Annotated in this window: 13 protein-coding genes; 6 read left to right on the forward strand and 7 right to left on the reverse strand. The window is 72.5% G+C overall.

Annotation, left to right across the window (positions count from 1 at the left end; all coding sequences use genetic code 11):
- Positions 1–203 precede the first annotated feature (203 nt).
- The 6 genes from ABZ172_RS07980 to ABZ172_RS08005 all read right to left on the reverse strand — a co-directional run bounded on the left by ABZ172_RS07980 (position 204) and on the right by ABZ172_RS08005 (position 5963).
- Complete coding sequence (locus ABZ172_RS07980; RefSeq protein ID WP_356881333.1) at positions 204–710, reverse strand: nuclear transport factor 2 family protein; 507 nt, start codon at positions 708–710, stop codon at positions 204–206.
- Complete coding sequence (locus tag ABZ172_RS07985) at positions 707–2173, reverse strand: FAD-dependent oxidoreductase (RefSeq protein WP_356881335.1); 1467 nt, start codon at positions 2171–2173, stop codon at positions 707–709. Before ABZ172_RS07985 ends, ABZ172_RS07980 begins: the two co-directional genes overlap by 4 nt.
- Positions 2166–3002, reverse strand: a complete 837-nt coding sequence (locus ABZ172_RS07990) for an SDR family oxidoreductase (RefSeq protein ID WP_356881337.1) — start codon at positions 3000–3002, stop codon at positions 2166–2168. The genes ABZ172_RS07985 and ABZ172_RS07990 overlap by 8 nt, the downstream gene beginning before the upstream one ends.
- A gap of 97 nt (positions 3003–3099) precedes the next feature.
- Positions 3100–3915, reverse strand: a complete 816-nt coding sequence (locus ABZ172_RS07995; RefSeq protein WP_356881339.1) for an SDR family NAD(P)-dependent oxidoreductase — start codon at positions 3913–3915, stop codon at positions 3100–3102.
- Positions 3912–5252 (reverse strand): MFS transporter, encoded by a 1341-nt coding sequence (locus ABZ172_RS08000; RefSeq protein WP_356881341.1) that lies wholly within the window; start codon positions 5250–5252, stop codon positions 3912–3914. Before ABZ172_RS08000 ends, ABZ172_RS07995 begins: the two co-directional genes overlap by 4 nt.
- A 255-nt stretch (positions 5253–5507) precedes the next feature.
- Entirely contained in the window at positions 5508–5963 is a 456-nt protein-coding gene (locus ABZ172_RS08005) for a nuclear transport factor 2 family protein (protein WP_356881343.1), read from the reverse strand.
- Between the two features lie 204 nt (positions 5964–6167).
- Here ABZ172_RS08005 and ABZ172_RS08010 point away from each other — a divergent pair, with 204 nt between their 5' ends.
- Positions 6168–6830, forward strand: coding sequence for a helix-turn-helix domain-containing protein (locus tag ABZ172_RS08010; protein ID WP_356881545.1), 663 nt, complete (start codon positions 6168–6170; stop codon positions 6828–6830).
- Between the two features lie 152 nt (positions 6831–6982).
- Here the strand turns inward: ABZ172_RS08010 and ABZ172_RS08015 are convergent, their stop codons facing one another.
- Positions 6983–7654 (reverse strand): helix-turn-helix domain-containing protein, encoded by a 672-nt coding sequence (locus ABZ172_RS08015; RefSeq protein WP_356881345.1) that lies wholly within the window; start codon positions 7652–7654, stop codon positions 6983–6985.
- A gap of 443 nt (positions 7655–8097) precedes the next feature.
- Between ABZ172_RS08015 and ABZ172_RS08020 the strand changes: the two genes are divergently transcribed.
- From ABZ172_RS08020 to ABZ172_RS08040, 5 genes are read left to right on the forward strand one after another with little or no spacing between them, the layout of a single operon-like run.
- On the forward strand, positions 8098–9300 hold the full coding sequence (locus ABZ172_RS08020) for a homogentisate 1,2-dioxygenase (RefSeq protein ID WP_356881347.1): 1203 nt from the start codon (positions 8098–8100) through the stop codon (positions 9298–9300).
- On the forward strand, positions 9297–10184 hold the full coding sequence (locus ABZ172_RS08025) for a hypothetical protein (RefSeq protein WP_356881349.1): 888 nt from the start codon (positions 9297–9299) through the stop codon (positions 10182–10184). Before ABZ172_RS08020 ends, ABZ172_RS08025 begins: the two co-directional genes overlap by 4 nt.
- Entirely contained in the window at positions 10181–11386 is a 1206-nt protein-coding gene (fahA, locus tag ABZ172_RS08030; RefSeq protein ID WP_356881351.1) for a fumarylacetoacetase, read from the forward strand. Before ABZ172_RS08025 ends, fahA begins: the two co-directional genes overlap by 4 nt.
- Complete coding sequence (locus ABZ172_RS08035) at positions 11386–12138, forward strand: CoA transferase subunit A (RefSeq protein ID WP_356881353.1); 753 nt, start codon at positions 11386–11388, stop codon at positions 12136–12138. Before fahA ends, ABZ172_RS08035 begins: the two co-directional genes overlap by 1 nt.
- A complete protein-coding gene (locus ABZ172_RS08040; protein WP_356881355.1) occupies positions 12135–12767 on the forward strand; it encodes a CoA transferase subunit B in 633 nt (210 codons plus the stop codon). Before ABZ172_RS08035 ends, ABZ172_RS08040 begins: the two co-directional genes overlap by 4 nt.
- The last annotated feature ends 160 nt before the right edge of the window (positions 12768–12927 follow it).

Here is a 12927-nt window from a genome sequence, read left to right on the forward strand (position 1 = left end):
GTCAACCACCCCAACGACGCCCGGGCTCCTGACGTCACCCCGAACACGCGACGGGGCGGGGACCGGCCGGCCGGGAGCCGGCGGACGGCACGGCGCAGCGGCGCTCGTCCCGCCCCTGAGGCCGGCGCCCCGTCGGACGGCGGGATACAGGGGTCCTCCGCCGCGACGGCCCGAGCCGGCGCTACGGCGCTGCCGCTCCCGGCCTACGCGGGGCTCCGGCCCCCCCAGCTGTACACGGGGTCGGTTCCGTCGCGTCGCGACGCGACCCAGTCGGGAGACAGGCCGTCGACCATGGGGACGACGCGCGACTCGTCGAACACGACGACCCGGTCGGCGATGCCCCAGGAGCCGTCGCGCCGCTCGAACCGGTCGACGTAGCGGCAGCGGACGATCGCCAGGTCCTGCTCCCCGCCGGGTTCGGCCGGCTGCTGCCGCAGGAAGCACAGGCAGTACGACTCGACGTCGGCGCTGTGCTCCCCCGTGAACTCCACGAGCACGTTGGTGATGAAGTGCTGGGAGGAGTCGATGGTGCGGTGCCGGGAACGGATGTCCTCGACCAGCCCGGCGGCGTCCCCGGTGTACCCGCCGTGGACGTCGACCGCGTCGTCGAAATAGCAGGCCGCGATGGCGTCGTGGTCGAGCCGGTCCACCGCCCGGGCGTACCGGTACAGGACGTCCTGGATCGCGAAACGGTCGTCGGCGCGGCTCATGCGGGGACCTCCTCGGTACGGGACGACGACGCGGCCGCACGGGCGGCCGCCTCACGGCCGGCGACCCGGCCGAGGACCAGCGCGTGGGCGACGGAGTTGCCGCCACCGACATAGCGTTCGCCGAGGATCCCGCCGGCGGCCTCGCCCGCCGCGTAGAGACCCGGCAGGGCCCGGCCGTCGGTGCCCAGCACCCGGGTCCTGGAGTCCACCTCCAGGCCGGTGTGGGTGCAGACCAGTTCGGCGGGGAGCATCCGCACCGCGAAGAACGGCCCGTTCGCGAGGGGGGCGAGGTGCGGGTCGGCGCCCTTGGCCGCGAGGGACTCGTGGCGCAGGAAGTCCTCGTCGACGCCGTCGGCGAACAGGGCGTTGAAGCGGGTGACGCTCGCCGTCAGGTGGTCCGGGGGCACGTCCATCAGGGCCGCGAGTTCCTCCAGGGTGTCGGCGCGCAGGACGGTGCCCTTGGCGACCTCCTCCAGGATCCGGTCGGCGTCCCAGTCGGCGTAGCCGGGGGCCAGTGAGGTACGGGCGTCGTCGTCGAACACGGACCAGACCCAGCCGCCGTGGTCCTTGAGGATGCCAGGACTGACGGCGTACGGCGCGTCCTCGTCCATGCAGCGCCGGCCGTCGAGGCCGACGTGGATACGGGAGGCGGGCGGGAATCCGCTCTGCCAGTGGTGGTACCGCTGGAATTCGGCGGTCACCAGGAGCAGGCCCCAGCCCTGCCCGAACAGGGCGAGGCCGTGCCGCTCGGCGAGGCCGATGTGGTCGCCCCGTGAGCCGGGTGCGGCCACCATGAACAGTGCGTCCCCGGCGATCTCCGCGTCGGGAAGGAACCGGCGGACCAGACCGGGGTCGGCCGCGAGGCCGCCGCTGGCGATGACGACGGCCGGCGCGGTCGCCTCCTCGCCTCCGAGGACGACGCCGTGGACGGCGCCGTCGCGCACCACCAGGTCCTCCACCCGGCTGCCGAGGGCGAGGTCCACGTGGAGCCGGGCGCGGGCCTTGTCGAGCACCTGGACCAGCCCGTAGCCCTGGTCCTTGGGGACGTGGCCGCGCCAGACGTCCTCCACACCGGCCCGGGTCAGTCCCGGCTCGTGGGCGCTGCGCGAGACCTGGGCGGGTATCTCGACGCCCAGTTCGAGCAGCCACTCGACGGCGCTGCTGGACTCCTCGCAGAACATCCGGACGGGGCCGGGCCGGACCCGCCAGCCGTTCAGGTCCATGTAGTGCTGGAACATCCGGAGCGGAGAGTCCTGGACGCCGAGGCTTTCCTGGACGCTGGTGGCCGAGGCGGTCAGCAGTCCGGCGGAGAGCTGGGTGGATCCGCCGATCTCGTCCTCGGACTCCAGCAGCAGCACGCGTGCGCCCGCCTGGGCGGCCGAGACGGAGGCCGCCAGCCCGGCGCCGCCGGCGCCCACCACGATGACGTCGTAGTCGTAAGCGGTGTCGTGGGGCTCAGACATGCTGGGAACCGCCGTCCACCGGGATGCTGATGCCGGTGATGTACCGGGCGCTGTCCGAGAGGAGGAAGTACAGCGCGGCGAAGACCTCCATGGGCGCGCCGATCCGGCGCAGCGGGACCGTGGTGAGCGCCCGGTCCATGGCTGCCCGGTCCTCGCGGATCCAGCGGGTCATCTCGGTGTCGATGTAGCCCGGGGCGATGGAGTTGACCCGGATGTTGTCGGGGCCGAGCTCGACGGCCATGCAGGTGGTGAGGTGCCGCACGGCGGCCTTCGAGGAGTTGTACGTGGCACGGGTCGGCCGGGCGCGGACGGCGGCGACCGAGGACATGTTGACGATCGCGCCGCCCCCGACGGTGCGGAAGTGGCGGGCGGCGGCCTGCCCGCCGTACACGACGCCGTTGACGTTGACGCCGTAGGTGAGCGCGAGCTGCTGGGGTGTGATGTCGGTGAACTCGGCCTGCGGGAAGACGCCGGCGTTGTTGACCCAGAGGTCGAGCCGGCCGAACTCGCGCACGGCGGTGGCCACCAGTGCGTCGCCGGCGGCCGGGTCGGTGACGTCGGCGCCGACCCCGACCACGCGGCCCGCGCCCTCGGTGCCGGCGAGGCGGGCGTTGATCTTCTCGGCGACGGAGGCCATCTCCTCCTGGTCGAGGTCGCCGCCGACGCCGTTGACGCCCCGGCGTGCCAGCTCCTCCAGGAAGAGTGCGCCCATGCCCCGGCCCGCGCCGGTCACGACGACGGTGCGGCCGACGAGTTCGGGGTTGATCGCGGGGAGGTCGTCGTGGTTGACGCGGCCGGGGTTGTCGTCGGGTGCCTGGGTGGTGGTCATGGGAGATCCTTAACGAGTGGTGTGGGGTGGGTTGCGGAACGGCGCCGCGGCGCGTCGGACGTCAGCGCGGGCCTCGGGCCGGGCCGGGTGGGGCGGTTCAGGGCTTCTCGGCCAGTCCCGCGAGGATGCGGTGGTAGAGCCCGCCGGAGGTCAGTCCGCCGTCGACGACGACCTCCTCGCCCGTGATGTAGGCGGCGTCGTCGGACAGCAGGAACGCGACCACGCCCGCGATCTCCTCGGGGGTGGCGAGCCGTCCGGCCGGGACCGACCGCACGCTCTCGTCCACGAAGGAGGTGTCGGCTGCCTGGTGGAGCAGGGGGGTGGAGGTGAGGCCCGGATGCAGCGAGTTCACGCGGACGCCGTGCGCGGCGAGTTCGAGCGCGCCGACTTTCGACAGTCCGCGGACGCCCCATTTGCTGGTGCCGTAGGTGGCGGAGAAGTAGCCGACCATCCCGGCGATGGAGGAGACGTTCACGACCGCGGCGCCGCCGTCCTCGGCCCCCCGGGTGAGTGCGGGGGTGAGCGTCTTGAGGCCGTAGAAGACGCTGGAGAGGTTTATGTCCATGACCCGCCGCCACTGTTCGACGGTGGTGTCGGCGATGCCCGCGCGCAGGCTGACGCCCGCGTTGTTGACCAGGCCGTGCAGCGGCCCGGCGGCCTCCACCTCGCCGGCCAGCGCGCTCCAGGAGCCGGCGTCGGCGACGTCCAGGTGGACGGCCCGGCCGGACCCGCCGGACGCCGTGAGCTCGGTGACGAGCGCCTCGGCGGCGGCCGTGTCGATGTCGGCGGCCCAGACGTGCGCCCCCTCGGCGGCCAGGGCCAGGCAGTCGGCCCGGCCCAGGCCGCCGGCGGCGCCGGTGACCAGGACCGCACGGCCTTCGAACCTGCGTCGGCCGGTCTGTGCGCGGGTCACAGCTTCAGCTCCGTTCCGCGGGTCTCCTTGAGGAAGAAGGTGGCGATGAAGGTCATGAGCGCGGTGGCGATGAGGTAGCCCGCCGGCGCCAGGTTGTTGTCGGTGGTGTTGATCAGGAGCGTGGCGATGAAGGGCGCGGTGCCGCCCAGCGCCATGTTGGTGACGTTGTTGCTCATCGCGATGCCGCTGTAGCGGTAGCGCGCCCGGAAGATCTCGGCGTAGGCGGCGAAGGAGACTCCGTTGACCAGGCCGATGAAGAAGGTCAGCGAGCACTGGGCGAGGACGGCGGCCACCGGGCTGCCGTCGCGCATCACCATGAAGGCCGGGAGGGAGATGAGGGCGGTGATGCCGCTCCCGAAGAAGAACACGGGCCGGCGGCCGATGCGGTCGCCGATGTGTCCGGCGATGGGCAGGCTGATCACCGCGGCGACCATGGCGATGCAGGTGGAGGTGAACGCGAAGTCGGCCGAGCGTCCCCCTTCCGTCTGGAGGTAGCTGGCGGCGTACACGCCGGCCACGTAGTAGCCGCCGACGATCAGCGCCCCGAGGAAGATGACCAGCACGATCTGGCGCCAGGCGTGGGCGAACACGTCGGCGATGGGGTACTTCGCCACCTCGACCGAGTCGCTCTCCCGGACGGCCTCGAACTGCTCGGTCTCAGGCAGCTGGCGGCGGATGTAGAGGCCGATCAGGCCGATCACCGCACTGAGGAGGAAGGGGATGCGCCAGGCCCAGTCGTGCAGGGTCTCGGCGCTGACCGCCGAGGTGAGCAGCAGGGCAACCAGCGAGGCGGCCAGCGAGCCGAGGTAGGTGCCGGTGTTGACGAACGAGGTGTGGAAGGCGCGCCGGTGGGCGGGGGCGTGCTCGGAGACGAAGGCGTTCGCGCCGCCGAGTTCGCCGCCGGCCGCGAAGCCCTGGAGGCAGCGGCACAGCACCAGGAGGCAGGTCGCCCAGATGCCGAGCGTGGCGTACGAGGGGATCAGCCCGATGCCGGTGGTCGCGACGGCCATCAGCAGGATGGTCCAGGTGAGCGCCTTCTTGCGGCCGTACTTGTCGCCCATGTGGCCGAAGAGGATGCCGCCGGGAGCCCGGAGGAAGAAGGCGACGGCGAACGCGGCGAAGGTGGAGAGCAGGGCCGAGTTCGGGTCGCTCTCGACGAAGAAGTGCGCCGCGAGAAGGGTGGCCATGTAGCCGTAGATGCCGAAGTCGTAGTACTCGACGACGGTCCCGAGGATCGCCGCCCGGATGACTTGCAGCGTCGCGGCGGGGCTCTCGCCGACCTTGGACGGCGCCTCCCCCGGGTGCGGTGGCGTCGGTCCGGCTGCCAGGTGTGCCATGGATCGGTCCTTAGAACGTGCGGAAGCGTGTGGGTGGGGCACTGAAGGTCACGGGCGACGGGCGGAGCGCGGTCGCTGTCACATGTCTCAGGCAGTGCGGGGCCGGGACGGGTACCGCGGACCCCGGCCGGAGGTGGTGCCGGGGCTCGTCGCCCGCGCCCTCACCGACGCTCCGGGCCGTCGGGCCGGAGGGTGGCTTTCCGGCCGGGCGTCGCCGTGGAGGCGTCGTGAGCTGTGCGGGTCCCCGCCCGGCTGTCAGGCCAGGGGGTCGGCGGGGGCGCCGTCGCGGCGTACGACGCGGGCGGCGATCCGCCAGCCGCTGCCGTCGTGGACGACCCGGTCGGTGAGGGTGGTGAACCGCTCGGTGTGCGGTGCAGCGCCGCCGATCGTCGCGATGATCTGCAGATACGCCTCCACCTGCAGGGTTCCGGCTCCGTCGTCGCCGGTCAGGGCCACATTGCTGACCACGTGCCGGCGTACGGCTCCGTCGGCGGCGCAGCCGGCGGCGAACCGTTCCGCGAACGCGGTCAGCGCGGCGGTGCCGGTCACCGGGGCGGGATAGGTGGGTGAGGTGAAGCTGCCGTCCTCGGTGAAGGTATCTGCCCACTCCGCCGCGCGTCCACCGTCGATGAGGTGGCTCTGGAGGTGGTACAGCTGGTGGATTTCGGCCAGCCGGACACTGCCGGCGGGCGCGGGCGCAATGGGGTTCATACGGAGATCCGTTCGGCTCGTGTCCTGCTCCGGCAACCGTCCCAGCCGCTGGAGAGGAGAGCTTGCGACACACCGAGATTGTGTGCGATATTCGCACCACCTGTGCGATTAATGGGAGCATAGGTAGCTGGCTGAAACCCGTCAAGGGATGAATTCGTGACCACACCTCCGCCGACCAGGTCGGCCCCCGAACTCGATGCGGGCATGTCCAAGACGCTCCACCACGGACTGCTGCTGCTCAGAGTCGTCTCGGAGCACCCGCAGGGCCTGACCGTCAGCGAGCTGGCGGACGCCATCTCGGTGCACCGCACGGTCGCACACCGCCTGGTCCGGACCCTGGAGGCACACCAGCTGTGCCGCCGCGACCACCAGCGCCGGGTCGTCCCGGGCACGGGTCTGGTGTCACTGGCCGAACCGGTGCAGCAGGATCTGCGCACGCTGGCCCGCCCGGTCCTGGACGAGCTGGCCGCCAGCACCCGGGCCACCGGACACCTGCTGGTCCGGGAGGGCGACTCCCAGATGCGCGCGCTCATGGTGGTGGAACCGCTCGGCGCCCTGGTCCACGTGTCCTTCCGGCCCGGTCAGACCCATTCCATCGAGCAGGGTTCCGGCGGTGTCGCCGTGCTCGCCCACGGCCCGTACCGGGAGGGTGAGCGCGCCGAGGTCACCGAGGCCCGCGCCCGGGGGTACGCGGTCACCACGGGCGAGGTCATCCCGGCCGTGACCGGCGTCTCCGCCGCGGTCCCGTCACGCAACGGGAGGGCGGCGGCCAGCATCGGGGTCTCGGTCTTCGAGTACGCCGACCTCGACCAGCTCGGCGCCCTGGTCTCCCGCGCCGCGCGGAGCCTGGGCGAGCTGCTCCACTGACGGCGGCCGGAGCGCGGACTGGCCGGCGGGCGCCGTCCGCCCGGCGCCCGTGAGGGTCCGGCCGCGGGACGCCGAGCCGGCGCACGGCGACCGCGGCGCGGGCCGGGGCGCGGCGTCCGCGGCCCGGCCGGGCCGCGGGAGGCGGACGGGCCTCAGGCGCGGCTGAGCACGGCGAGCCGGGCGGCCGCGTCCTTCACCAGCGCGCCGAGCCGATCGACGTCGACCTCCCCCATGGCGACCGTGCCGACGGACGCGCCGAGCAGGTGCGGAACCTCGAAGCCCGCGGCCACCCCGACGGCTCCGTGCTGGAGCTCCCCCGCGGTCACGCCGTATCCGGCGGCCCGTGCCTGCCTGACGGCCTCGGGGTCGCCCTCCGCCTCCGGCTGGAGCGCCAGGATGGCGATGCCGTTGGCCCCCTTGTCCAGCGGATGACCCGCCCCGATGCGGTAGCTGACCTGGAAGATCGTCTGCCGGGCCGGTTCCGCGGAGAGCACCGGGACACACGCGTCGTCGCCCTGGGCCAGCGAGAGGAACGCGGCCACCCCGGCGGCGTCGGCGAGCTCCTGGAGAACCGGTCCGGCCGCGCGGATCAGCTGGGGCTGGAAGCGGTTCGCGAAGACGACGGCGCCGGCCCCGAGCCGGATCCTCTTTCCCACCCCCCGGGTCACCAGCTCGTGCTCTTCCAGCGTGTCGACGATGCGGTAGGCGGTGGCCCGGTCGGTGCCGAGCTGTGTCGCGATCTCGGCGACCGTGAGCCCCTCGGGGGCGAGGGAGACGAGGCTGAGGGCACGCAGGCCACGGTCCAGACTCTGCAAGGTGGCCACGTGGGCTTCCTCCTGTGTTCGCTCCGAGGGTCGTGACGCACCGCGGCTCCGAGCGGGGAGTGCGGCCTCTCGAAGGTTAGTCACCCCCGCCTCCCGGCCTGCCGACGGCTCCCCGCGTTCACCTGCGCCGCGGCCGCGCGCCCACCGCTCCCACCTCGGCCGATCGGCGACGGAGCAGCCCTTGACCGCGCCCGGGACGCGAACTATGTTGCATCCAGGTTGCGGACAACGCACAACTTTGTGCGCCAGGCGCACATTCGGTCGAAGCGACGGCGGCACCTCCGGGAAGGACGCCGCCGGGCGTGACCTCGGGCCGCACCGCCTGCGCGCACCGTCCGGCGCAGCTCGCAGCCACTTCCCCGGGCAGACACCCGCCCCGGCAGCCCCTGCCGCTCCGGGTGTCCACCGCCGCAGGGCGAACCGCCGACAGAAGAGGGACAGGTATGCCGTACTACCGCACGGCGGGGAGCATCCCGCCCAAGCGCCACACCCAGCACCGCGCGCCCGACGGTTCGCTGTACTTCGAGGAGCTGATGGGCGAGGAGGGCTTCTCCTCCGACTCCTCGCTGCTCTACCACGTGAACGTCCCGTCCGCGATCACGGCGTACCGGAGCTGGGAGCTGCCGGACCAGTCGCTCGTGCCCAACCACCCGCTGACGCCACGCCACCTCGCCACGCACCGGCTGTTCGGCGAGGGCGCTGCGGGGGTCGACGCGGTGACCGGCCGGAGGGTGCTGCTGGGCAACGCGGACGTCCGGCTCTCCTACGTCGTCGCCGACACGACCAGCCCGTACTACCGCAACGCCATAGGCGACGAGTGCCTCTACGTCGAGGCCGGAGCGGCCCGCGTCGAGACCGTCTTCGGGGATCTGCCGGTGAGCGAGGGCCACTACGTGGTCATCCCCCGCGCGACGACGTACCGGATCGTCCCGGACGGACCGGTCCGGCTGTACGCCGTCGAGGCCAACTCCCACATCAGCCCCGCCAAGCGCTATCTGTCGCGCTACGGGCAGTTCCTGGAGCACTCCCCCTTCTGCGAGAGGGACCTCCGCGGCCCCGAGAACCTCAGGGTCGTGGCGGAGCAGGACGTCGAGGTGTACATCAAGCACCGCGGCAACGGCCCGGGGGGAATCGCGGGCACGGTGCACACGCTGCCGCACCACCCCTTCGACGTCGTCGGCTGGGACGGCTGCCTCTACCCGTACGTCTTCGACATCCGTGACTTTGAACCCCTCACGGGCCGGGTCCACCAGCCGCCGCCGGTCCACCAGGTATTCGAGGGCCACAACTTCGTCATCTGCAACTTCGTGCCGCGCAAGGTCGATTACCACCCCCTCGCCATCCCGGTGCCGTACTACCACTCGAACGTGGACTCGGACGAGGTGATGTTCTACTGCGGGGGTGACTACGAGGCCCGCAAGGGCTCCGGGATCGGGCAGGGCTCGATCAGTCTGCACCCGGGCGGCCACCCGCACGGTCCGCAGCCCGGAGCCTACGAACGCGCCATCGGAGCGGAGTCCTTCGACGAGCTGGCGGTCATGGTGGACACCTTCCGGCCGCTGGAGCTCGGCGAGGCGGCACGCGCCTGCGACGACGGCGTCTACGCCTACTCCTGGGCCGCGGGCGGCAAGGAGGCCGGGAAGTGACGGGGACCGCCCCCGGCGCCGGGGCGGTCCCGCCGGAGCTGTTCGCCGCGTTCTGCGACGACGCCTCGGTGTTCCCGCCCGGTGAGATGCCGCTGGCCGAGGCGGTGCCCGCGCACCTCCGGCACGTCACCGCCGCCCACGCGCCGCTCGTGGGCCCCCTCGTGGTCCCGCAGGCACGGCTGGCCGAGCTGGCGCAGCTGACGGCCGGCCACGCACCGGGTTCCGTGGAGCTCGCGGTCACGGTCCCCTCCCCCGAGGAGGCGGCGAAGGCGCTGGCCTCGGCCGGCGCGCTGCGGGCGGTCCGGCTGCGCTTCCTGGAGGTCGCCGTTCCCGACGGGGTGCCCGCCGCGGAGATCGTGCCCCGGCTGTCCACCGCCGTGCCGCACACGGACGACCACACGGGGGTGACCGTCTTCGTGGAGGTGCCGCGCGACGGACGCCGGGCCGGGCTGATCGCCTCGCTGGCGGACTCCCCGTACCTGGCGAAGTTCCGTACCGGCGGGGTGCGCGCCGCACTCCATCCCGACGAGACGGAACTCGCGGGCGCCGTGCACCTCGCGGTGCGCGCCGGGCTGCCGTTCAAGGCGACGGCGGGACTGCATCACGCGGTGCGCAACACCGACCCGCGGACCCTCTTCGAGCAGCAGGGTCACCTCAACCTGCTCGCGGCCACCGGCGCCGCGCTCGACGGAGCCGAGGAAGGGGACATCGCCGCGGTGCTGGCCGAGCGCGACCCCGCCGCGGTCGCCGCGCTCGTCCGCGCCCTGTCCCCGGACGTCCGGAAGACCTTCCGCTCGTTCGGCACCTGTTCCCTCGCCGAGCCGGTCGGTGAGCTCGCGGCTCTCGGCCTGCTCGGCCCGGACCTGACCAAGGACCTCCTGTGACCGCTTCCACCACCGTCCGCCTGGACGTGCCCCATGACGACCTGTTCGGCCTCCACAACGTGCCCTACGGCGTGTACTCGCTGCCCGGCCGCGCCCCCCGGGTCGGCACCCGCTACGGCGAGCACGTCGTCGACCTGGCGACGCTCCTGGGCGACGACGTGTTCGCGGGCCCGTCGCTCAATCCGTTCATGGCGCAGGGCCACGACCGCTGGGTCCGGGTGCGGTCCGACATCGTCGCCGCGCTGAGCGGCGACGTGCCCCGGGAAGCGGTGCACTCCGCCGCCGACGTGACCCTCCATCTGCCGTTCGAGGTGGCCGACTACGTCGACTTCTACGCGTCGGAGCACCACGCCGCCAACCTCGGACGGCTGTTCCGCCCGGACAACCCCGAGCCGCTCATGCCGAACTGGAAGCACCTCCCGGTGGGTTACCACGGCCGGGCCGCCTCCGTCGTCGTCTCCGGCACCGACATCGTCCGGCCCGCCGGACAGCGCAAGGGGCCGAACGACCCGGCGCCGGTCTTCGGACCGTCGGTGCGTCTCGACATCGAGGCCGAGCTCGGCTTCGTGGTGGGCACCGGCAGCGCCCTCGGTGAGCCCGTCGCGGCGGACCGGGCGGAGCACCACCTCTTCGGTGTCGTCCTCTTCAACGACTGGTCCGCCCGGGACATCCAGGCGTGGGAGTACGTGCCGCTCGGACCCAACCTGGGCAAGTCGTTCGCCTCGACCGTCTCCCCCTGGGTGGTACCGCTGCTGGCCCTGACGGAAGCCAGGGTGCGCACCCCGGTCCAGGAACCGGAGGTCCTCCCCTACCTGGCGCTGGACGAGCCCTGGGGCCTGGACATCGGCCTGGAGGTGGAGTGGAACGGCCAGGTGGTCTCCCGGCCGCCGTACTCCGCGATGTACTGGTCGCCCGCGCAGATGCTGGCCCACCTCACGGTCAACGGAGCGCCCACCCGCACCGGCGACCTGTTCGCCTCGGGCACCGTCTCGGGGCCGGCCAAGGAGCAGCGCGGCGCCTTCATCGAGCTGACCTGGGGCGGGGCGGAGCCGGTGACGGTCGCCGGGCAGCAGCGGACGTTCCTGGAGGACGGTGACGAGGTGGTGCTGCGCGCCACCGCCCCCGGACCGGGCGGCACCCGCATCGGCTTCGGTGAGGCGCGCGGACGCGTCGTCGCCGCGCGACACGGCCGGGGGGTCTGATGGACAAGGTGGTTCCCTCCGCTGCCGAGGCGGTCGAGGACATCGGTTCGGGAGCGACGCTGGCGGTGGGCGGCTTCGGCCTGTGCGGTATTCCCACCGCGCTGATCGACGCGGTGCTCCGCGCGGGTGCCGACCGGCTGCAGGTCGTCTCCAACAACGCCGGTGTCGACGACTGGGGACTCGGTCTCCTGCTCTCCACGGGCCGCATCCGCCGTATCGTCGCCTCCTACGTGGGGGAGAACAAGGAGTTCGCCCGGCAGTACCTCGCCGGTGAACTGGAGGTCGAGCTCACTCCGCAGGGGACGCTGGCCGAACGGCTGCGGGCCGGCGGCTCCGGCATTCCCGCGTTCTTCACCGCCACCGGTGTCGGCACGCAGGTGGCCGAGGGCGGCCTGCCCTGGAAGTACGACGGCTCGGGCGGCGTCGAGATCGCCTCACCGGCCAAGCAGACCCAGGAGTTCGACGGCCGTACCTACGTGCTGGAGCACGCCATCGTGGCGGACGCCGCTCTGGTGCGGGCCGCCCGTGGGGACCGGCACGGCAACCTGGTCTTCGACAAGGCCGCCCGCAACTTCAATCCCCTGGCCGCCATGGCGGGCCGGATCTGCGTCGCGGAGGTGGAGGAACTGGTCGAACCCGGCGAGATCGACCCCGACCAGGTGCACCTGCCCGGCGTCTACGTACACCGTGTCGTCGCGCTGTCGCCCGAACAGGCCGCCGACAAGCGGATCGAGAAGAGGACGGTGCGATGAGCTGGACCCGCGACCAGATGGCAGCCCGTGCGGCGGCGGAGCTGTCCGACGGGGACTACGTCAATCTCGGCATCGGCCTGCCGACGCTGGTGCCCAACCACATCCCGGCGGGTGTGGACGTGGTGCTCCAGTCCGAGAACGGCATCCTCGGCACCGGTCCTTACCCTTCCGGCGACGCGGTCGATCCCGACCTGATCAACGCGGGCAAGGAGACCGTCACCGTCCGCGACGGTGCCTCGTTCTTCGACTCCGCGACCAGCTTCGGCATGATCCGGGGCGGCAAGATCGACGCCGCGGTCCTGGGAGCCATGCAGGTGTCGGCGACGGGGGACATCGCGAACTGGATGATCCCCGGAAAGATGGTCAAGGGGATGGGCGGGGCGATGGACCTGGTGCACGGTGCCAGGCGGGTCGTCGTCCTGATGGAGCACGTGGCCCGGGACGGGAGCTTCAAGATAGTCGAGGAGTGCTCCCTGCCCCTCACCGGGAAGCGGGTCGTCCAGCGGATCATCACCGACCTGTGCGTGCTGGACGTCACCGCCGGGGGTCTGCGCCTGGTCGAGCTGGCCCCGGACGTCTCCGTCGAGGACGTCCGGTCCAGGACCCAGCCGGAGATCAGCTGCGGGTAGCACGACCCGCACGGCCGGGCGGGTCGGTGCCGGGGCGTGAGCCGGAGCGGCGGGGCCGGACACCGGTCCTCCGGGTCCGGCGGGCGGGGCGCGGGTCCGGTGGACCGGGTACGGCCCGCCGGACCCGGAGGACCGTGCCGGGCTACGGGCCGTACCCGGT

The sequence above is a fragment of the Streptomyces sp. NPDC006296 genome (genome assembly GCF_040613235.1).
Classification (GTDB): Bacteria; Actinomycetota; Actinomycetes; order Streptomycetales; family Streptomycetaceae; genus Streptomyces.